The sequence below is a fragment of the Rhodococcus sp. 21391 genome (genome assembly GCF_016772255.1).
In the GTDB taxonomy this organism is placed as follows: Bacteria; Actinomycetota; Actinomycetes; order Mycobacteriales; family Mycobacteriaceae; genus Rhodococcus_F; species Rhodococcus_F opacus.
In genome coordinates this window covers 5,845,933-5,866,147 of sequence record NZ_CP063781.1, presented here as the reverse complement: position 1 = coordinate 5,866,147, position 20,215 = coordinate 5,845,933, and the positions used below count along the sequence as shown (strand labels likewise).

Annotated in this window: 17 protein-coding genes; 7 read left to right on the top strand and 10 right to left on the bottom strand. The window is 67.2% G+C overall.

Annotated features, from left to right (window positions below; translation table 11 throughout):
• Positions 1–6: 6 nt before the first annotated feature.
• Genes hsaD through hsaB form a run of 3 tightly spaced genes read left to right on the top strand, consistent with a single transcriptional unit; the run spans position 7 to position 2,371 of the window.
• Positions 7–885, top strand: coding sequence for a 4,5:9,10-diseco-3-hydroxy-5,9,17-trioxoandrosta-1(10),2-diene-4-oate hydrolase (gene hsaD, locus GO592_RS27015; protein ID WP_007295511.1), 879 nt, complete (start codon positions 7–9; stop codon positions 883–885).
• Positions 885–1,787, top strand: a complete 903-nt coding sequence (gene hsaC / locus GO592_RS27010; protein ID WP_007295510.1) for an iron-dependent extradiol dioxygenase HsaC — start codon at positions 885–887, stop codon at positions 1,785–1,787. The genes hsaD and hsaC overlap by 1 nt, the downstream gene beginning before the upstream one ends.
• A complete protein-coding gene (hsaB, locus tag GO592_RS27005) occupies positions 1,784–2,371 on the top strand; it encodes a 3-hydroxy-9,10-secoandrosta-1,3,5(10)-triene-9,17-dione monooxygenase reductase subunit (protein WP_007295509.1) in 588 nt (195 codons plus the stop codon). The genes hsaC and hsaB overlap by 4 nt, the downstream gene beginning before the upstream one ends.
• A gap of 3 nt (positions 2,372–2,374) precedes the next feature.
• On the opposite strand, the gene GO592_RS27000 is transcribed toward hsaB, so the two are convergent.
• Positions 2,375–3,823: an NAD-dependent succinate-semialdehyde dehydrogenase gene (locus GO592_RS27000; protein ID WP_007295508.1), complete on the bottom strand. Its 1,449-nt coding sequence runs from the start codon at positions 3,821–3,823 to the stop codon at positions 2,375–2,377.
• Positions 3,824–3,937: 114 nt separating this feature from the next.
• On the opposite strand from GO592_RS27000, the gene GO592_RS26995 reads away from it, so the two are divergent.
• From GO592_RS26995 to GO592_RS26985, 3 genes are all read left to right on the top strand, one after another.
• Positions 3,938–5,179: an aspartate aminotransferase family protein gene (locus tag GO592_RS26995; RefSeq protein WP_007295507.1), complete on the top strand. Its 1,242-nt coding sequence runs from the start codon at positions 3,938–3,940 to the stop codon at positions 5,177–5,179.
• Positions 5,180–5,246: 67 nt separating this feature from the next.
• Positions 5,247–5,741: a DUF3830 family protein gene (locus GO592_RS26990; protein ID WP_005244798.1), complete on the top strand. Its 495-nt coding sequence runs from the start codon at positions 5,247–5,249 to the stop codon at positions 5,739–5,741.
• A gap of 71 nt (positions 5,742–5,812) precedes the next feature.
• Entirely contained in the window at positions 5,813–6,634 is an 822-nt protein-coding gene (locus tag GO592_RS26985) for a PhzF family phenazine biosynthesis protein (protein WP_007295506.1), read from the top strand.
• 2 nt (positions 6,635–6,636) lie between these two features.
• Here GO592_RS26985 and GO592_RS26980 read toward each other — a convergent pair whose 3' ends face one another.
• Both GO592_RS26980 and GO592_RS26975 read right to left on the bottom strand, forming a co-directional pair.
• Positions 6,637–7,797, bottom strand: coding sequence for an iron-containing alcohol dehydrogenase (locus GO592_RS26980; protein ID WP_007295505.1), 1,161 nt, complete (start codon positions 7,795–7,797; stop codon positions 6,637–6,639).
• Between the two features lie 12 nt (positions 7,798–7,809).
• Positions 7,810–9,300, bottom strand: coding sequence for a CoA-acylating methylmalonate-semialdehyde dehydrogenase (locus GO592_RS26975; RefSeq protein WP_202714996.1), 1,491 nt, complete (start codon positions 9,298–9,300; stop codon positions 7,810–7,812).
• A gap of 111 nt (positions 9,301–9,411) precedes the next feature.
• Between GO592_RS26975 and GO592_RS26970 the strand changes: the two genes are divergently transcribed.
• Entirely contained in the window at positions 9,412–10,305 is an 894-nt protein-coding gene (locus tag GO592_RS26970) for a LysR family transcriptional regulator (RefSeq protein ID WP_007300801.1), read from the top strand.
• A 1-nt stretch (position 10,306) separates the two neighbouring features.
• Here the strand turns inward: GO592_RS26970 and GO592_RS26965 are convergent, their stop codons facing one another.
• From GO592_RS26965 to hisD, 7 genes are all read right to left on the bottom strand, one after another.
• Positions 10,307–11,371: a LacI family DNA-binding transcriptional regulator gene (locus GO592_RS26965; RefSeq protein ID WP_007300802.1), complete on the bottom strand. Its 1,065-nt coding sequence runs from the start codon at positions 11,369–11,371 to the stop codon at positions 10,307–10,309.
• 72 nt (positions 11,372–11,443) lie between these two features.
• Positions 11,444–12,826: an NAD(P)/FAD-dependent oxidoreductase gene (locus GO592_RS26960; RefSeq protein ID WP_007300803.1), complete on the bottom strand. Its 1,383-nt coding sequence runs from the start codon at positions 12,824–12,826 to the stop codon at positions 11,444–11,446.
• A gap of 175 nt (positions 12,827–13,001) precedes the next feature.
• Positions 13,002–13,841: a sugar phosphate isomerase/epimerase family protein gene (locus GO592_RS26955; protein WP_007300804.1), complete on the bottom strand. Its 840-nt coding sequence runs from the start codon at positions 13,839–13,841 to the stop codon at positions 13,002–13,004.
• A 12-nt stretch (positions 13,842–13,853) separates the two neighbouring features.
• The gene (locus tag GO592_RS26950; RefSeq protein WP_007300805.1) at positions 13,854–15,653 is read right to left on the bottom strand and encodes a thiamine pyrophosphate-binding protein; all 1,800 of its coding nucleotides are present in this window, start codon (positions 15,651–15,653) and stop codon (positions 13,854–13,856) included.
• 35 nt (positions 15,654–15,688) lie between these two features.
• Positions 15,689–17,275 (bottom strand): GMC oxidoreductase, encoded by a 1,587-nt coding sequence (locus GO592_RS26945; RefSeq protein ID WP_007300806.1) that lies wholly within the window; start codon positions 17,273–17,275, stop codon positions 15,689–15,691.
• Between the two features lie 172 nt (positions 17,276–17,447).
• Complete coding sequence (locus tag GO592_RS26940) at positions 17,448–18,842, bottom strand: aspartate ammonia-lyase (protein ID WP_007300807.1); 1,395 nt, start codon at positions 18,840–18,842, stop codon at positions 17,448–17,450.
• The gene (hisD, locus tag GO592_RS26935; protein WP_007300808.1) at positions 18,839–20,164 is read right to left on the bottom strand and encodes a histidinol dehydrogenase; all 1,326 of its coding nucleotides are present in this window, start codon (positions 20,162–20,164) and stop codon (positions 18,839–18,841) included. Before hisD ends, GO592_RS26940 begins: the two co-directional genes overlap by 4 nt.
• Between the last annotated feature and the right edge of the window lie 51 nt (positions 20,165–20,215).

Below are 20,215 nucleotides of genomic sequence, written 5' to 3'. Positions count from 1 at the left end.
GAACACGTGACGACTACCGAAGAGGCCCTCACGTTCGAGTCCACCTCGAAGTTCGCCCAGGTCCGGCCCGACCTGAAGTTGCACTACCACGAGGCCGGGGTCGGCAACGACACCACGATCGTGCTGCTGCACGGCGGCGGGCCGGGCGCTTCGTCGTGGTCGAACTTCGCCAGGAACATCCCGGTTCTCGCCGAGAAGTTCCACGTGCTCGCCGTCGACCAGCCGGGCTACGGGTTGTCGGACAAGCCGACCGAGCACCCGCAGTACTTCGTGCACAGCGCGTCCGCGTTGAAGGATCTGCTCGACACCCTCGACATCGGCGGGCGTGTCCACCTGCTCGGCAACTCCCTCGGTGGCGGTGCCGCAGTGCGTTTCGCGTTGGACTACCCGGACCGCGCGGGCCGGTTGGTGCTCATGGGCCCGGGCGGACTCAGCGTCAACCTGTTCGCCCCGGACCCGACCGAGGGCGTCAAGAACCTCGGCAAGTTCGGCTACCAACCCACCCGGGAGAACCTCGAGTCGTTCCTGCGCATCATGGTGTTCGACCAGAAGTTGATCACCGACGAACTGATCGACGAACGCTTCGCCGCGGCGAGTGCACCCGAGTCGCTCGCCGCCGCCAAGGCGATGGGAAAGTCGTTCTCCTCGGCCGACTTCGAGCTGGGAATGCTGTGGCGCGAGGCGTACAAGCTGCGCCAGCGGGTGCTGCTGATCTGGGGGCGCGAAGACCGGGTCAACCCGCTCGACGGGGCGCTGGTGGCGCTGAAGATGATTCCGCGGGCGCAGTTGCACGTCTTCGGCGGGTGCGGCCACTGGGCGCAGCTGGAGAAGTTCGACGAGTTCAACCGTCTGGCAACCGATTTCCTTCTGGACGGGGGTAAGTGATGAGTATTCGTTCACTGGCATACATGCGCATCGAGGCCACCGACATGGCCGCGTGGCGCGAATACGGTTTCAAGGTGCTCGGCATGGTCGAGGGCAAGGGCTCCGACCCGGACGCCCTGTATCTGCGGATGGACGACTTCCCGGCTCGCCTCGTGATCTTCCCCGGGGAGCAGGACCGGCTGTCGGTGTCGGGGTGGGAGACAGCCAATGCCGCGGAGTTGCAGGAAGTCCGCGACAACCTGTCGGCGGCCGGCGTCGCATTCAAAGAGGGGACGGCCGAGCAGCTGCAGGACCGCAGGGTCGACGAGCTGATCACGTTCGAGGACCCGTCGGGCAACACGCTCGAGGCGTTCCACGGCGCGGCCCTGGAGCATCGCCGGGTGGTCAGCCCGTACGGGCACAAGTTCGTCACCGGTGAGCAGGGCCTCGGACACGTCGTCCTTTCGACCACGGACGACGAGGCGTCGCTGCGCTTCTACCGCGACGTCCTCGGTTTCCGCCTGCGCGATTCGATGCGGTTGCCCCCGCAGATGGTCGGGCGGCCGGCGGACGGCAAGCCGGCGTGGTTGCGGTTCTTCGGCTGCAACCCGCGGCACCACAGCCTCGCGTTCCTGCCGATGCCCACGCCCAGCGGCATCGTGCACCTGATGATCGAGGTCGAGAACTCCGACGACGTCGGATTGTGCCTCGACCGCGCGCTCCGCAAGAAGGTCAAGATGTCGGCCACCCTCGGCCGCCACGTCAACGACCTGATGCTGTCGTTCTACATGAAGACTCCCGGCGGCTTCGACATCGAGTTCGGTTGCGAGGGACGTCAGGTGGAGGACGAGAGCTGGATCGCGAGGGAGAGCACGGCCGTCAGCCTGTGGGGTCACGACTTCAGCGTCGGGATGCAACCGTGAGCGAGGTGACCGGGGACGGGGCCGTCGCGGCCGAGGCGATCGATCCGCGACGGTTCCGGACGGTGCTCGGCCAGTTCTGCACCGGCGTCACCATCATCACGACGATCGACGACGGCGTACCAGTGGGGTTCGCGTGCCAGTCGTTCGCCGCGCTGTCGCTCGAACCCCCGCTCGTGCTGTTCTGCCCGACCAAGACGTCGCGGTCGTGGGCGGCGATCGAGCGCAGCGGCATCTTCTGTGTCAACGTGCTCGCGGAGGAACAACAGTCGACGTGCGCCCGTTTCGGTTCCCGGGACCAGGACAAGTTCGCCGGGATCGACTGGACGGAGTCGCCGCTGGGCTCGCCGATCCTCACCGGCTCGCTCGCCCACATCGACTGCTCGCTCGAGAGCGTGCACGACGGCGGCGACCACTGGGTCGCGTTCGGCCGGGTCTCCTCCCTGAGCGAGATCAGGGAGGAGCGACCGTTGCTGTTCTACCGAGGGCAGTACACGGGCATCGAACCGGACAAGACCGTGCCTGCGCCGTGGCGCGACGACCTCGAGGCGTTCCTTACGACGTCGTCGGAAGACACCTGGCTCTAGTTCCTAGACGGCGACACCGATGTATTTCGTCTCGAGGAATTCGTCGATGCCGGTGGTCCCGCCTTCGCGTCCGAGTCCGGATTCCTTCACGCCGCCGAACGGCGCGGCCGGGTTCGACACCACACCCTGGTTGAGCCCGACCATGCCCGACTCCAGCGCCTCGCACACACGGATGCCGCGCTTGAGGCTCTCGGTGTACACGTAGGCCACCAGCCCGTACGGGGTGTCGTTGGCCCGTGCGACGGCCTCGGCCTCGGTCTCGAACGTGCTGATCGCGGCCACCGGTCCGAAGATCTCGTTGTGGCACATCTCGGCGTCGTCGGGCACACCCGTCAGGACCGTCGCCGGGTAGAAGTTGCCCGGCCGGTCGAGTGCCTCGCCGCCGGTGAGCACCGAGGCGCCGCGGTCGATCGCGTCCGCGACGAGACTGCTCACCTTCGCGACGGCAGCCTCGTCGATCAGCGGTCCGACGACGACGCCGTCCTCGGTGCCGCGCCCGACGGGCAGGGCCTCCATTCGTTGCGTGAGTTTGCGGGTGAATTCCTCGGCGACCGAACTGTGCACGAGGATTCGGTTGGCAGCCGTGCAGGCCTGGCCGATGTTGCGCATCTTCGCCGCCATGGCCCCGTCGACGGCGTCGTCGAGATTCGCGTCGTCGAAGACGAGGAAGGGCGCGTTGCCGCCGAGTTCCATGGACGTGCGCATGACCGTGTGGGCGCACAGTTCGAGCAGATGCTTCCCGACCTTGGTCGAACCGGTGAACGAGAGCTTGCGGGCCCTGCCGTCGAGGATGAGGGGGGTGATCACCTCGTCGGGGCTGGACGTGGTGACGACGTTGACGACGCCGTCCGGCAGCCCGGCCTCGGTGAGGATGTCGGCGAGCGCCAGGATCGACAGCGGCGTCTGGGCTGCCGGCTTGATGACGGACGTGCACCCGGCGGCGATCGCGGGCCCGATCTTGCGGGTGCCCATCGCCATCGGGAAGTTCCACGGGGTGATGAGCAGGCTCGGCCCCACGGGCTGGCGGGTCACGAGGAACCGCGACCCGCCGCCGGGCGCCGTCATGTAGCCGCCGTCGATGCGGACGGCCTCCTCGGCGAACCAGCGGAAGAACTCTGCGGCGTAGGCGATTTCGCCCCGCGCCTCGGTGAGTGGCTTGCCCATCTCGAGCGTCATGACCAGCGCGAGCCGGTCGACGTTCTCGAGCAGCAGCCGGTGCGCGTTCATGAGGATGGTGCTGCGTTCGCGGGGGGTCGTGGCCGCCCACGACGGTTGCGCCGCCACCGCCGCGTCGAGCGCCTCGCGGGCCTCCGCGGCGTCGGCGTCGGCGACCGTGCACAGGATCTGTCCGGTGGACGGGTCGTGGACCGGCATGGTGCGTGCGCTGTCGCGCCACTTGCCGCCGATGAACAGGCCGGTCTGCACCGATGCGATTGCTGCTTCCTCGAGCATGATTTTTCCCCGTTCTCCATTGCCGAAGGGACGGTCCCCATGTTATACAGATTGTCAACAATCTGACAATGCACTTGCCGACATCCGCCGGCATCTACGCGTGGGAGGGTTCTCGTGACTCGGCTATCTCCACTGCTCGCTCAGGCCACACCCGTAACGGTCGATCACGGTGAAGGTTGCTACCTCTACGGCACCGACGGCAGGCGCTATCTCGACTTCACCGCGGGCATCGGCGTCACCAGTACCGGGCACTGCCACCCGCACGTCGTGGAGGCCGCACGCAGGCAGGTCGGGTCCCTGATCCACGGCCAGTACACGACGGTCATGCACCAGCCGATGCTCGAGCTGGTCGATCGACTGGGATCGGTGCTGCCCGCGGGCCTCGACTCGCTGTTCTTCGCGAACTCAGGAAGTGAGGCGGTGGAGGCGTCGCTACGACTGTCGCGGCAGGCGACCGGCCGCCCCAACGTGATCGTCTTCCACGGCGGATTCCACGGACGCACGGTCGCGACGGCGACGATGACCACGTCCGGCACCCGATTCTCCGCCGGCTTCAGCCCGTTGATGGGCGGCGTGCACGTGGCACCGTTCCCCAACGCCTACCGCTACGGCTGGTCCGAGGAGGAGGCGACCGCGTTCGCGCTGAAGGAACTCGACTACATCTTCGCGACGCTCACCGCGCCGAACGAGACGGCGGCGTTCGTCGTCGAGCCCGTTCTCGGTGAGGGCGGGTACGTGCCCGGCAACACCGCGTTCTTCCAAGGGCTCCGCGAGCGCGCCGACCGGTACGGCATCCTGCTCGTCATCGACGAGATCCAGACCGGTTTCGGCCGCACCGGCAAGTTCTTCGGGCACCAGCACTTCGACGTCCGGCCCGACATCATCACCATCGCCAAGGGTCTGGCCAGCGGCTTCCCGCTGTCGGGCATCGCGGCGTCCGAGGAGCTCATGGCCAAGGGCTGGCCGGGGTCGCAGGGTGGAACGTACGGCGGCAATGCCGTGTCCTGCGCGGCCGCGGTCGCGACGCTCGAGGTGATCGAGAAGGAAGATCTCGTGGCCAACGCCGCCGCGCGGGGTGTCCAGTTGCTCGACGGTGCGCGCACGCGCGCCATCGACGGGATCGGCGACGTCCGTGGCCTCGGACTGCTCGTGGGCAGCGAGTTCACGGCCGCCGACGGCAGCGCGGACCGTGCGAAAGCGGCTGCGGCGCAGCAACTGGCCGCGAAGAAGGGGCTGCTGCTCTTGACCTGCGGCGCCCACATGAACGTGGTACGGATGATTCCACCGCTCATCGTGACGACGGAACAGATCGAGGACGCCCTGAAGATCTGGTCCGAAGTACTCGACGAAGTGTGACAAGCACCCGTGAGTACTTGTTAACCGCGGGCGGTTAACAAGTACTCACGGCTCCGAAGGAGGACCTGTGGCTCGCTACATCACCATCAGCCTGGACAAGCGCGGCGTGACCTGCCGTGCCCGGCTTCTCGACGAGGACGCACCACTCACCTGCGACGCGGTGTGGGACGTGCTCCCGCAGAGCGGCGACGCGTACCACGCCAAGTACGCGCGCAACGAGGTGTACACGCTGATCCCGCGGATCACCGCGGCACCGCGGCGGGAAAATCCCACCGTCACACCGATTCCCGGTGACGTGTGCCTGTTCGACTTCGAGCCCTGGGAAATCGGCAACTCCGCCTACGGGTACGAGCCGGGCTCCGAGGCGCACGCCGCGCAGGGCGCCACCGACCTCGCGATCTTCTACGGCCGCAACAATCTCCTGCTCAACGGCGACGTCGGCTGGGTGCCCGGCAACGTGTTCGCCGCCATCGAGGAGGGACTGCCGGAATTGGCGGCCGCGTGCAACGACCTGTGGATGCGCGGCGTCGAAGGCGAGACGATGAGCTTCGCGCGAGCCTGACGTCGGGACCGGTCCAGCGTGTGCGCGATGGCCCTCGACGGGCGCCGGATCGTCCACCACCATCGGACGATATGAAGCTCGACATCTATCAGATCGACGCATTCGCCGCCGGACCCTTCGAGGGCAACCCGGCGGCGGTCATGCCGCTGACCGACTGGCTGGAAGATTCGGTGCTTCAGCAACTCGCCGAAGAAAACAACCTGTCCGAGACGGCGTTCTACACCGCCGGGCTTCCCGCGGACGCGGGGCCCCACGACCCGGAACATCCGGCGTATCACCTGCGGTGGTTCACCCCTGCCGTCGAGGTGGACCTGTGCGGTCATGCCACCCTCGCGACCGCCGCGCAGATCTTCGAGGACGTACACCCGGACGCCGACCGCATCCAGTTCTGGACGCGCAGCGGTTGGCTGCACGTCGACCGTGGACCGGACGCGACGCTGGTGATGGATTTCCCGGCCGAGCCGCCGGTGCCGACCGCGGCCGATCCCCGGATCGTCGCGGCACTCGGCATTCCGGTGCGGGAGTGCCTGAAGGCCACCGACCTCGTGTTCGTCGCCGAATCCGAACACGACATCGTGTCGATGGCACCCGACTTCGCCGTTTTCAGCCCGCTGAAGGTGCGCGGAATCGTCGTCACCGCGGCATCCGACGTCGAGGGACTCGACTTCGTGTCGCGATGGTTCGGCGCCGCGGCCGGCGTGCAGGAGGATCCGGTAACGGGGTCCGCGCACTCGCAGATCGCACCGTACTGGGCTGACGTCCTGGGCCGAAACAGCCTTGTCGGACGCCAACTGTCGGCGCGGGGAGGAACCGTTCACTGCGAGGTGCGCGGCGACCGCGTCCACCTGTCCGGGGCGTATCGGCGGTACCTCCGGGGCACCGTCGAGTTCTAGCGCTAGCTGAAGACCTCCGAATACAGCGTCTCGATCTGGCCGGCGGTGGGGACGACCGGATTGTTGCCGGGCGATCCGGACGCCAGCGCCTGCTCTGCCATCAACGGAATGAGGCCGTCCCAGGCGTCGCGGTCGATCCCGTAGGCGAGCGGCGTCGGAACCTTCAGGTCGTGACACAGCGTGCTCAGGGTCTCGACGAGGAACTGCGCGGCGACGGAATCGCCTGCCGATTCGGGTGCAGCGCCGAACGCTCGCGCGCAGTCGGCGTAGCGGCTCTCCGCTCCGTTCACGGAGAACGCCGTGATCGCGGGAAGCAGCATGGCATTCGACAGTCCGTGTGCGACATGAAAATGCGCACCGATCGGCCTGCTCATCCCGTGCACCAGCGCCACGCTCGAGTTGGAGAACGCCATACCGGCCTGCATGGACGCGACCATCATCGCTTCTCTCGCGGTGCGGTCTTCACCGTCGGCGTACGCGGTGCCGATGTGCTTGCCGATGGTGCGGATCGCGGACAGCGCGAGTCCGTCGGTGAACGGCTGGGCCTTCTTGCTGACGTACGCCTCGATGGCGTGGGTGAGCGCATCGATTCCGGTGTCGGCGGTCAACCGCGGCGGCATCGACATCGTGAGTTCGAAATCCACGATCGCGGCGATCGGCAGGAAGGAGAGTCCCGGACACAGCATCTTCTCGTCGGAAGCGCTGTCACTGATGACGGTGAATTGCGTCGCCTCCGAGCCGCTTCCGGCGGTGGTCGGTATCGCGATGATCGGCAGCGCCTTCCCGGCGTACACGTGGGGTGCCTTGTACGACCGCATCTGGCCGCCGTTCGCGGACAGCACTGCCAATGCCTTCGCGGTGTCCATCGGACTACCGCCGCCGAACCCGATCACCGAATCCGCGTTGTGCTCGGCGACGATCCTCAGCCCCTCCTCCAGAGAATCGGTGGTGGGGTCGGGCACGGTGCCGGAGAACAGTGCCGGCTCCTTGCCCGCGGACCTGAGGAGGCTCATGATCCGGTCGGCCGCGCCGGTGCCGGTCAGATAGGAGTCGGTGACGAGAACCGGTCTCTGCAAGCCAAGTTGGTCGACAACCGAGCCGATCTCGTCGACTGCTCCGGCCCCGATCCTGGCGAAACGGGGGAGTGAGAGGTGTGCGGTCATGGGAGAGGTTCCTTAGTTGTTCTGGGGGAAGCCGAGGTTGAGGCCGCCGTGGCTGGGGTCGAGCCAGCGGGTGGTGACGACCTTGCCGCGGGTGAAGAAGTGGACGCCTTCGGTGCCGTGCGCGTGGGTGTCGCCGAACAGCGAGTTCTTCCAGCCACCGAAGCTGTAGTACGCCATCGGGACGGGGATGGGGACGTTGATGCCGACCATGCCGACCTCGACCTCGTTCTGGAACCGTCGGGCGGCGCCGCCGTCGTTGGTGAAGATGGCGGTGCCGTTCCCGAACGGGCTGGAGTTCACCAGTTCCAGGGCGTCGTCGTAGGACTCGACCCGGATCACGGAGAGGACGGGTCCGAAGATTTCGTCGGTGTACACGCTCATGTCGGTGGTGACGTGGTCGATCAGGGTTGGGCCGAGCCAGAACCCGTCCGTGCCGCCATTTGCCTGCACGGTGCGCCCGTCGACGACGATCGTGGCCCCGTCGTTTTCGCCGGCGTCGATGTAGGAGGCGACCTTGTCGCGGTGCACCTTCGTTACCAGCGGTCCCATGTCGGAATCGAGGGTGCCGTCGCCGATCTTCAATGTGTCGGTGCGGTCCTTGATCTTGGCGACGAGTTCGTCGGCGATGTCGCCGACCGCGACCAGGGCGCTGATGGCCATGCAGCGTTCGCCGGCGGAGCCGAAGCCGGCGTTGACCATGGCGTCGGCGGCGAGGTCGAGGTCGGCGTCGGGCAGGACGATGGCGTGGTTCTTCGCCCCACCGAGGGCTTGGACGCGTTTGCCGTGGGCGGTGCCGGTGGCGTAGACGTATTGGGCGATGGGGGTGGAGCCGACGAAGCTGATGGCCTTGATGGCGGGGTGGGTGAGGAGTTCGTCGACGGCGGTCTTGTCGCCCTGCAGGACGTTGAACACCCCGGCGGGCAGGCCGGCTTCGGCCCAGAGTTCGGCCATCCAGATCGCGGCGGTGGGGTCCTTCTCGGACGGTTTGAGGACGACGGTGTTGCCGGCGGCGATGGCGATGGGGAAGAACCACATCGGGACCATGGCGGGGAAGTTGAACGGGGAGATGATCGCGACCGGGCCGACGGGCTGGCGGAGGGAGGTGACGTCGATGTTGGTGGAGGCGTTTTCGGTCATGCCGCCCTTGAGCAGGTGCGCGATGCCGCAGGCGAATTCGACGACTTCCTGGCCGCGGGAGACCTCACCCAATGCGTCGGAGACGACCTTGCCGTGCTCGGCGGTGATGATCTCCGCCAACTCGCCCTTGCGGGCATTGAGCAGTTCCCGGAAGTTGAAGATCACCTGGGTGCGTTTGGCGAGGGAGGTGTCGCGCCAGGCGGGGAACGCGGCGGCGGCGGCGTCGATCACGGCGCGGGCGTCCTCGACGCTGGCGAGGGCGACCTGACCGGTGACGGCACCGGTCGCCGGATTCGTGACCGGGGCGGTATCGACACGCGTTCCGGGGTAAGACTTGTTGTTGAGCCAATGCGAGATAACGGCCATGGGGTTCACTCCTGGGAAAGGTGGGGTGCCCACGAGTCTGCTGGGCAACAATGCCTGCGTCAACGAGTAAAATGGCACTTCGGACTGCACTTTTGCACAGGGATGAGGGCGATGTTCACCGCAGACAACATGCGTTACCTCCTGGAGTTGTCGAGAACCGGCCGCCTCGCCGATGCGGCGAAGCGGCTCGGTGTCGATCACACGACCGTCTCGCGGAGAATCACCCGGCTCGAGAAAGACACGGGCACGAGACTTTTCGATCGTGGCGTGTCGGGGTGGCAGCTCACCGAAGCGGGCCGGCGACTGGTTCCCCACGCAGAGGCGGTGGAATCCGCGGTGCTCGCCGCTCTCGACGAAACGTCGTCCCTGGGTGGGCTGACGGGCACCGTCCGCATCATCACTCCCGACGGTTTCGGGTCGTTCGTGCTGGTGCCGGGGTTGGCCGCTCTGCGGTCCGAGCACCCCGGTCTGTTCACCGAACTCGTCACGTCGACCACCCACGACCTGCTGACCGGGCGCGACTTCGACATCGCGGTCACCCTCGAGCGTCCGTCGCCGCGGTCCGTCGTGGTCCGCAAACTGGCCGAGTACGACCTCCGTCTGTACGCGTCACGGGGCTACCTGGACCAACACGACCCCATCTCGTCGCTCGAGGATCTCCGGCACCACACGCTCATCTGGTACGTGGATGCATTCCTGGATGTCGAACCGCTGCGTATCCTCGACTCGCTGATTCCGGATTTCCAGGCACAGATCCAGACCAACAACATCGCGGGCCACTACCAGGCCGTGAAGCACGGAGTGGGGATCGCGCCGCTGCCGAGCTACATCGGGGCGCTGGACGAGGATCTCGTGCCGGTTCTCCGCGACGACTTCATTGCGCACCGCACCTACTGGTTGGTGGTACCGCGGGAATTGACGCGACTCGCGCGGGTGAAGGCGATCACCGAGGCGCTCTACTCCATCGTCGACGGCAATCCCGAACTGCGAGGCGAAGTAGGGTAACTCACTGCTCCGCGGGAACGGGTCCGGAGCTCTCGCGGACGATGAGCTCGGTGGGGAGTGTGATTTCCCGTCCAGCTCCGCCGCCGATGATGTCGAGCAGCAGTTGCGCGGCCTCGCGGCCCTTCTCGACGAGCGGTTGCCGGACCGTCGTGAGTCCGGCGGCCCGGGCCGCGGGGATGTCGTCGAAACCGACCACCGACAGATCCTGCGGCACCCGGAGTCCACGTTCCTGTGCGACGTCGATGGCCGCGAGGGCCAGCAGGTCGGAGGCTGCGATGACGGCGGTCACGGGACCGGCATCGAGCAGTGTCTCGACGGCGGTGCGGGACAGTTCGTAGTCGAACCCGCCTGCTTCGACGACCACGGCGGACGACCACGGCACCGTGAATGTGCGGCAGGCGGACGCGTATCCGGCGAGGCGTTCCTTCATCACGTGGTCTCGTGCGGCCCTGATGCGGGCGGCGTCGACGGGCCCACCCTTGCCGTCGGGGACGAGCCGGTCGACGAGAAACCCGACACGCCGGTGCCCGAGCGACAGAACGTGCTCCGCGATTTCCTTGGCGGCCTGCCGATCCCGGATCCCGACGCGCGGCAGTCCGCCAGGGTTGGGGCCGTCGATCACGACTATCGGCAGCCGGCGGCTCATCGCCGTCTGCATTCCGGGGTGGCCGTCCGGCATCGCATACGCGAGGAATCCGTCCACCGCGCCCCGCACGAGCACGCCGGATCCCTCGGCCACCCGGGTCGACTCGAGTGGGCAGGGCAGTAACGTCAGCGCGACCTCGGCGAGTTCACCGACCTCCGATATGCCCTTCAGCAACTGCGAGGTGGCCGGATCGTCGAATGCGTAGCGCAGCGAGTCGGTGATCATCAGCCCCAGCGCACCGACCTGTCCGGTGCGGAGATTGCGGCCCGCGGGGTTGGGGCCAGCGTACCCGAGTTCCGCAGCCACCTGGAATATGTGGGCGCGCCGGGCTGCCGACAGCTTGTGGGGCTGGTTGTACGCGTACGAGACCGCGGCCTGCGACACGCCTGCCGCTCGGGCGACGTCGTGCATCGTGGTCACGAATGCCGATCCTCTCCGTCGCACGGTTACCGAGCCCAGCCTATCGGCCGGACTGCGCGTGTCTCCCGGGTGTCAGCTCGCTCTGGCGACAACAGCGTCATCGTCGTCCTCACCCGGGTCGAGGAGAACGAGTTTGCCCATGACGTTGCGTGCCACCACCTGTTGGTCGGTGACCGTCATCTGTCCCCGCCACGACCCGAGGAAGGTCCACGTCCACGACATGAGCGTGGACAGCCGGCTCCGGAACCCGACGACGTAGACGACGTGGACGGCCAGCCACAGGATCCACGCCAGAAATCCTGCGAGTTCGATGCCCCCGACCTTCACGACCGCGTTGAACCTCGAGATCGTCGCCATCGACCCCTTGTCCCGGTATCGGAACGGAACGCGGTCGGGTGACGTTGCGCGCCCGCCGGCATCGGCTGCGATTTGCCGCGCCGCGTAGCGGCCACCCTGGATCGCGACCTGCGCAACCCCGGGAAGGCGGTCGCGCGCCATCATGTCGCCGATCACGAACACCTCGCGGTGTCCCGGCACCGTCAGGTCCTCGCGGACGGCGATCCGCCCGGCCCGGTCGAGTTCGGCCCCCGACTGCTCGGCAAGCTGCCTGGCCAGCGGGCTGGCTTCCACGCCCGCCGACCACACCTTGCACGCGGATTCGATGCGGACGGTCTCGCCTCGCCCGTCCTTGATCGTCACGCCGTCCGCGTCGACGTCGGTGACGGCCGCCCCGAGCCGCACCTCGACACCGATCTTCTCGAGACGCTTGGCCGCGGCGGACCCGAGCCGGTCGCCGAACGGCGGCAACACCGCGGACGCGGCGTCGAGCAGGACGATCTGGGCGTCGCAGGTGTCGATGTTCCGGTACGCGCCGAGGAGGGTTCGGTGCGCCAGTTCGGCTATCTGACCTGCCATTTCCACCCCGGTGGGTCCTGCGCCGACCACCACGAACGTCAGGAGGCGGGCGCGCTCCTCCGGGTCGGTGGACAGTTCGGCGCGTTCGAACGCGCCCAGGATCCGGCCGCGGAGTTCGAGCGCGTCGTCGATGGTCTTCATGCCGGGGGCGTGTTCGGCGAAGTGGTCGTTACCGAAATACGACTGCCGGGCTCCGGCCGAGACGATCAGACTGTCGTACTCGGTGGTGGTCGTTCTGCCCTGGTGGGTCGAGGTGATCCTGCGCGCGGCCAGGTCGATGTCGGTGACGTCCCCCAGCATCACCGAGGCGTTCGACTGCTTCTTCAGCACCATCCGGGTCGACGGTGCGATCTCTCCCTCGGACAGGATTCCGGTCGCCACCTGGAACAGCAGCGGCTGGAACAGGTGGTGGCTGGTGCGGTCGACGACGAGCACGTCGACGTCGGCGCGGCGCAACGCCTTCGCCGCGAACAGGCCGCCGAATCCGGAACCGATGATCACCACGCGATGACGTGCCTCGGTGCGGGCAGGAGTATTCATGACACGCTCTTCCCGGATCGCGCGTATCGCCATCCGCAGTACTGGTAGGGGTGAAGCGTGCCGCCCGACACACGGGGTGTCGGGCGGCACGATGGACACGACGCACCGGAGACTCGAATGTCGGTTCAGGACCCAGCGTGTCGCGAGATCACCTGCAGGACCGGCGACGCCGTTGTCAGCTGCCCTGGATGCGGGTGATCAGATCTGTGAGGTAGGTGTAGCTCTTCTTCGCGGCGTCGAGGCCACCGCACTCGACCGACAGGACGACGTCGTGGTCGGCGTCGTGCAGGGTCGTCACGATGCGTTCCCAGTCGATGACGCCGTCGCCGCAGGCGCAGCCGAGCATGCCGCGGACCTTGCCGCGCAGCCGCTTCGCGTCCTCGATGCCGATGTCCTTGGCGTGCAGGTGCGTGACGCCACCGACGATCTGCTCGAGCCACTCGTGCGGGTCGTTCTCACTGAGGTAGCTGTTGCCGGTGTCGAGGTTGATCGTCAGTGCCGGGCTGTCGATCAGCGTCATGATCTTCTCGAGCCGCTCCGGGGTCGCGGTGTACTCGCCGTGCGTCTCGATCGCGATCTTGATGCCGCGCGGTTCGGCCACCTTCGCCGCCTCCTGCAGCGTGTACCGCATCAGTGTGTAGTTCTCCGCCTCGGTGGTCCACGTCGGCAGCGGCCCGTCGTCGACCATGATCATCGGGGACCCGACCTCGGCCGCGTAGCGGATCGACTGCTTCAGATAGTCGACGCTGACGTCCGGCTTGGCCAGCGGTGCATGACTGGACAGCGAGGAGATGGTCAGCCCGCGTGATTCGGCGGCGTCCCGCATGATCAGCGGGTCGTCGAGCATCGACCGGGTGTGGAAGTACCCGGCCGTGCTCAGCAACTCGCGGCCCCAGTAGACCATCGGCTCGACGTACTTGTAGCCGATCGCCGCGGCCCGGTCCATGGCCCAATCGAACGACCCGTTCTCGAAGCGGGCGAACTCCAGATTCAGGCCAAGTTTGATCTGTCCCATGCCGGTCTCCGATCAGAATCCGCGTTGCGCGACGTAGTCGTCGCGAACCTCGCCGTGGTACGCGGGAACGGTGATGTCCCACCAGCCGGTCGGATGCATTTCCGTCCACGGCAGCTCGTGGGCGCTCATCGCCTCGATGATCACCGGGCCCGGCGTCGCGAACGCGCGCTCGATGGCGTCGGCCAGCTTCTCCGGGTCCTCGACGCGCTCGGCGCTGCAGCCGAGTGACTGCGCGAACCGGGTGATGTCGGCGAAATACGGTGTCCCGTCGAGGTTCTTCCACCCGGAGATGATTTCGCGTTCTTCACCGAACAGGCTGATCTGGAGGTCCTTGATCGCCTCCCAGCCGCCGTTGTTGAGTACGACGATCACGAGCGGCACCCCGAGCATCGCGGCGGTCGCGATCTCGGTGCCGGTCTGGAGGAAGCTGCCGTCGCCGACCATTGCCAGGACCGGGGTGTCCGGGGCGCCGATCTGCGCACCGATCGCGGCGGGCACACCGAACCCGATGCCGGAGAAGCCGCCGGCCACGATGTTGGTCTTCGGGCCGTAGATCGGGAACTCGTTGAACGCCTGGTTCGCCGGGTTGGACGAATCGGTGACCAGAATGCCTTCGCGCGGAAGGGCCTTGCGGATCTCGACCATCGCCCGTGAGTTGGTCATCGGCAGGTAGTCGGTGGTCCGCATCGGCCGCAGGTGCTCTTCCCACTGCGCCTTGAGGTCCTGCAGTTCGGCGAAGTAGTCGGTGTTGCGGTAGTCGAGGGCAGGCCCGAGGTCGGCGAGCACGTCGCGCAGCGCGGCGAGGGACGTTTTCGCGTCACCGACGACGCCGACCTCGACCGGGTAGTTGCGGCCGATCTCGAAGCCGTCGATGTCGATCTGCACGAGCTTGGTGTTCGGGATGTCGAACGTGACGCCGGGACGGTACGACGACGTGATGCGGTCGCTGAACCGGCAGCCGACGGCGAGGATCACGTCGGCTGCGCGGGTCACGCCGTTGCCGGGAATCGAACCCATGTCGCCGCACGGCCACGCGTAGAGGTCGTGGTCGGCGGGGAACGCGCCCTTGCCCTGGAACGAATGCGTCACCGGTGCGCCGAGGTGCTCGGCGACGGCCATCAACTCGGCGGCGGCCTCGGCGTGGATGACGCCGCCGCCGGCCACGATGACGGGACGTTTCGCACCGGCCAGCAGGCGTGCGGCCTCGGCGATCACGGCCGGGTCACCGGTTGCGCGGGTGGCGGGACGGCGGGCACCGGTGTCGGGGGTGTAGTCGCCGTACTCGGCCTGCAGGTCCTGCGGGATGTCGACGAGCACGGGTCCGCGCCTGCCCTCGTGCATGGTGTTGAACGCCTGAGCGAGCGCCACCGGAAGCTGTTCGAGGCGGCTGGGCTGCCACCAGCGCTTGACCACCGGTTCCACCATGCGGGGAAAGTTGTTGCCGTGCGGGCGGTCGATCTCCTGGAGCACCCCGCGGTTCTCCATGTAGGTGTGCACGGCACCGGTGATCAGGAGCATCGGCATCGAGTCGGCGAAGGCCGTCGCGAGTCCGGTGAGGGTGTTGGTGGCGCCCGGCCCGATGGAGGTACAGATCGCGGCGATCTTGCCGGAGGCCCGGTAGTAGCCGTCGGCCATGTGAGCGGCACCCTGTTCGTGCATGGCCGGCACCAGTTCGATCTCGTCGGCTCGGTCGACGAACGCGTCGAGGAGGGCGGTGTTGCCGTGTCCGGGGATCGCGAAGACCTTCTCGACTCCCTCGCGGATGAGGAAGTCGACGACCATCTGTCCGCCGGTGAATTTCTGTGTTGTCATCGAAGAGGCTTTCTGGGTGTGGTGGGGGCGACGCGTCACAGGGACGCGGACTGGGCCGGGGTGTCGTGGGAACGGGTCTTGCCGATTCGGTCGGCGATGCTCTCGGCGACGCGGAAGGCATTGGCCGCGATGGACAGGGCAGGGTTCATCACGGGCAGGGACGGGAAGAAGGACGAGTCGACGACGTACAGGTTGTCGACGTCGTGGGCGCGGCAGTCGGCGTCGAGCACGGAGGTCGCGGGGTCGGTTCCGGCCCGCACGGTGCCGGCCTGGTGGGAGTTGACCTCGATGCCGGTGCCCTGGCTGAAGACGAACGGATAGCCGATCTTCCGGAGGATCTTCCGCACCTCGCGGACGAGTACCTCGTGGGCGCGAGTGTTGTTGGGGGTCCACGCGATCTGGATGTTGCCGTCGTCGGTGAGGGTGACGCGGTTGTCCGGATCCGGCAGATCCTCGGTGAACAGCCACCAGTCCATGCTGCGCGCGGTGGCCTGACTCAGCGCCCACTTGGGGATCAGCGGTCGTTGGCCCTTGATCATCTCGCCCTGCAACTTGCCGATGAGTTGCACGTGTCCCAGCGGGTAGGGGTGGTCCGCGGTGCCGTGAGTGTAGAAATCGTTGATGTACAACGTCTTCTGGAACTCGGACGTGTTCTTCTTCAGCGGGTTGATGCCGACCATGATGGAGTTGTTGTGCACCATGTAGTTTCGTCCGACCATGCCGGAGGAGTTGGCGAGACCGTCCGGGTGTGCGGCGTTCGCCGACCGCAGCAGCAGCGCCGCGGAGTTGACGGCGCCACAGGACACCACCACGGTGCGTGCGTCGACGACGACTTCGGTGCCGCGGTGCCGGAGTCGTACGCCGGTGGCCTGTTTGCCGGTCTCGTCGGTGAGGACGCGCTCGGCGTACGCGTTGGTCAGCAGTTCCACCGAGCCGGACGCGACGGCCGGGCGGACGCACCGCACATCCGCGTCCGACTTCGCCAGCACCCGGCAGGGGAACCCGTCGCAGGTCTGACAGCGGATACATCCGCCGCCGTCCCGCAGATCGATGCCCAGTGGGATGTTCGACGGCGTGTACCCGAGGCGCCGCAGTGCGTCGGCCGCCTCCTGCACCGGTGGCTCGTGTCCGATCGCCGGGTAGGGGAAGGGTTCGTCACGGGGGAGCGTGGGGTCGTCGGTGTGATCGCCGTGGACCCGGTACACCTGTTCTGCCCGTGCGTAATACGGCGCGAAGTCGTCGTACGAGAAGGGCCACTCGGGAGATTTGCCGTCCTCGTGTTGCGTCGACTGGAAGTCTTCACGACGGAACCGGACGAGCGACGAGCCGTACAGCTTGGTGTTCCCGCCGACGTAGTAGTACGTGCCCGGACTGAACGGCCTGCCCTCGGTGTCGTACCACTGCTCGGCGTTCGCGTACCGGTGTCCCTCGAAAACTTCCCGGGGGTCCCAGTTCTGCTCTTCCTGCGGCAGGAAGTCGCCGCGCTCGATCAGAAGCACATCGACTCCCGAGTCCGCGAGCGCGTAAGCGAGCGTTCCGCCGCCCATTCCGCTGCCGACGATGACGACGTCGTAGCTGTGTTTGCTCGGGCCTGTGGGCTCCCCCACGGATGCGTCACTCATGGGTCCTGCTCCTCGGTCGTAGAGAGTGGTGTCAACGTCCTGCCGGGCGGGTCGACGCGAACCGGCAATCGGTGAAGTGGTTATACGTATAACTAAAGGCTAGCGGCAGTGTGGTGGATGTCAACCCCACCCGAGCAGCTCATCCCGGCGGGGGATGAGCTGCTCGTCGCCGTCAGGGCACGAGCGGTCGAGTGAGGTTCTCCGGCCGCAACACGTCGTCGAGTTGCTCCCGGCTGAGCAGACCCCGTTCGAGCACGAGCGCGGCGACGGTGCGCCCGGTCGCGAGGGCGTCGGCGGCGATCGCGGTGGCCGCGGTGTACCCGATGTGCGGGTTGAGGGCGGTGACGACGCCGATGGACGCGTCCACCATGTTCTTCAGGTGGTCAATGTTCGCGCCGATGTCGACCACGCAGCGCTCCCGCAGGACGGTGCATCCGCGAGTGAGCAATTCGATCGTCTCGAACAGGCTGTGCGCGATGACCGGCTCGAAGGCATTGAGCTGAAGCTGCCCGCCCTCGGCCGCCATCGTCACGGTCAGGTCGTTGCCGACGACCCGGAAGGCGATCTGGTTCACGACCTCCGGGATCACCGGGTTCACCTTCCCCGGCATGATCGACGACCCCGCCTGCACGGGCGGCAATGTGATCTCACCGAAGCCGGCGCGCGGCCCCGACGACAGGAGCCGGAGGTCGTTGCAGATCTTGGACAGCTTCACCGCGGTGCGCTTGAGGACCCCGGACAGCTGGACGAACGCCCCGACGTCCTGCGTGGCTTCGATCAGGTCGGACGCCGTCGTCACCTCGATCCCGGTGATCGCGGCAAGGTGCTCGCGCACGCGCCACGCGTACTCGTGGTGCGCGTTGAGGCCGGTCCCGATCGCCGTTCCACCCAGATTGATCTCGGAGATGAGCGTTGCCGCCTCCCCGAGCCGCTGAGAATCCTCGTCGATCATGAGAGCGAACGTCGCGATCTCCTGGCCGAGGGTCATCGGAACCGCATCCTGCAACTGGGTGCGGCCGACCTTGAGGACGTCGGAGAACTCCGTCGACTTCACCGCGAATGCCGCAGCCAAGTCCTGCATGGCCGCCCGCAGCCTGGTCAGGGCGGTTTGCAGGCCGGCCTTGATCGCGGTGGGGTAGACGTCGTTCGTGCTCTGGCTCATGTTCACGTGCTCGAGCGGATGCAGATACTCGTAGCGGCCGCGCCGGTGGCCGAGCAATTCCAGGGCCCGGTTGGCCACCACCTCGTTCGCGTTCATGTTCGTCGACGTGCCGGCGCCGCCCTGGATGACGTCCACGACGAACTGGTCGCGCAGCGCGCCGGCCCGGATCTCCTCGCAGGCCGCCACGATGGCGTCCGCTTCGCGCCGCGGCAGCAGGCCGAGGCCGGCATTGGTCTGCGCCGCCGCCTGCTTGACGGACGCCAGCGCCGACACGAGGTCGGGATGGCTGGCCAGCGGAATGCCGGTGATCGGGAAGTTCTCCGTCGCCCGCAGCGTGTGGATGCCGTAGTAGGCGTCGTCGGGGACCTCGCGGTCGCCGAGGAGGTCGTGTTCGATGCGGGTCATCGTTCGGACGTCACCCGGGTCGGGAGGTCGCCCCACGGGAGCGGGGCGTTGCCGAACTTGGCGGCGCGAAGGTCGCCGGAGCGGGCGTGTCCCTCGAACTTCTCCAGACGCGACAGGCGGCCGCACACCTCGCCGAGCTTCGCGCTGCTGCCGAGGTCGCGCACCTCCTGATAGGTGAGCGTCTTGAGGAACTTGCCCACCCACAGACCGCCCGTGTAGCGGGCCGCACCGAGCGTCGGGAGGACGTGGTTGGTGCCGATCAGCTTGTCGCCGTAGGGAACACACGTTCCTTCGCCGAGGAACAGGGCGCCGTAGTTCCGCATGGAGGTCAGGGCCTGACGGGGGTCCTCGGTGAGGATCTGGACGTGCTCCGACGCGAAGACGTCGGCGAGCCGGTACGCCTCGTCGAGGGTGTCCACCACGTGGATCTGGCCGTGATCACGCCACGCGGGGCCGGCGATGGCGTTGGTGACCAAGCCGGGGAGCAGGGCGTCGATATGATCGATCACCGCTCGTCCCACGGACTCCGACGTGGTGATCAGCACGCACGGCGAATCCGGGCCGTGCTCGGCCTGGCTCAGCAGATCGACGGCGATGGTGAACGGGTCGGCCAGGTGATCGGCGACGATGAGTGTTTCGGTCGGTCCGGCGAAGAGGTCGATCCCGACCTCCCCGAACAGCTGGCGCTTCGCCTCGGCCACGTAGGCGTTGCCGGGGCCGGTGAGGATGGACACCGGGTCGATGGTCTCGGTGCCCAGCGCGAGTGCGGCGACGGCTTGCACGCCGCCGAGGACGAAGATCTCGTCGGCGCCGGCGAGGTGCATCGCCGCGACACTGATCTGCGGCGGCTCCCCGGCATTCGGAGGCGTCGTCGCGGCGACGCGTTCGACGCCCGCAACCTTCGCGGTGAGGACCGTCATGTGCGCGGACGCGGTCAGCGGGTAGCGCCCGCCGGGTACGTAGGCGGCAGCCGCGTCGATCGGGACGTTGCGGTGCCCGAGGAACACACCCGGGAGGGTCTCGACCTCGAGGTCCTGGATGGAGTCCCGCTGCGCCTGGGCGAAGTCCCGAATCTGGCGCTGCGCGAATCGCAGATCGTCGAGGACGGTCTCGGGAACGGACTTCACGATCTCCGCGACCCGGTCCTCGCTCAGCCGGAACGATTCGGGGGACCAGCCGTCGAACTTCTCGGAGTACTTCCGGACGGCGTCGTCGCCGTTCGCGCGGACATCGGCGATGACGGCGGCGACGGTGTCGACCACGGCGGGGTTGCTCGCCCGCTGCGCTGGTTCACCGACGGCGGCCTTGAGAACGAATGACATGGGATGCTTCCTTCGGATGAGCGAGGGACTGGATCTGTTGTCACTCAGCAT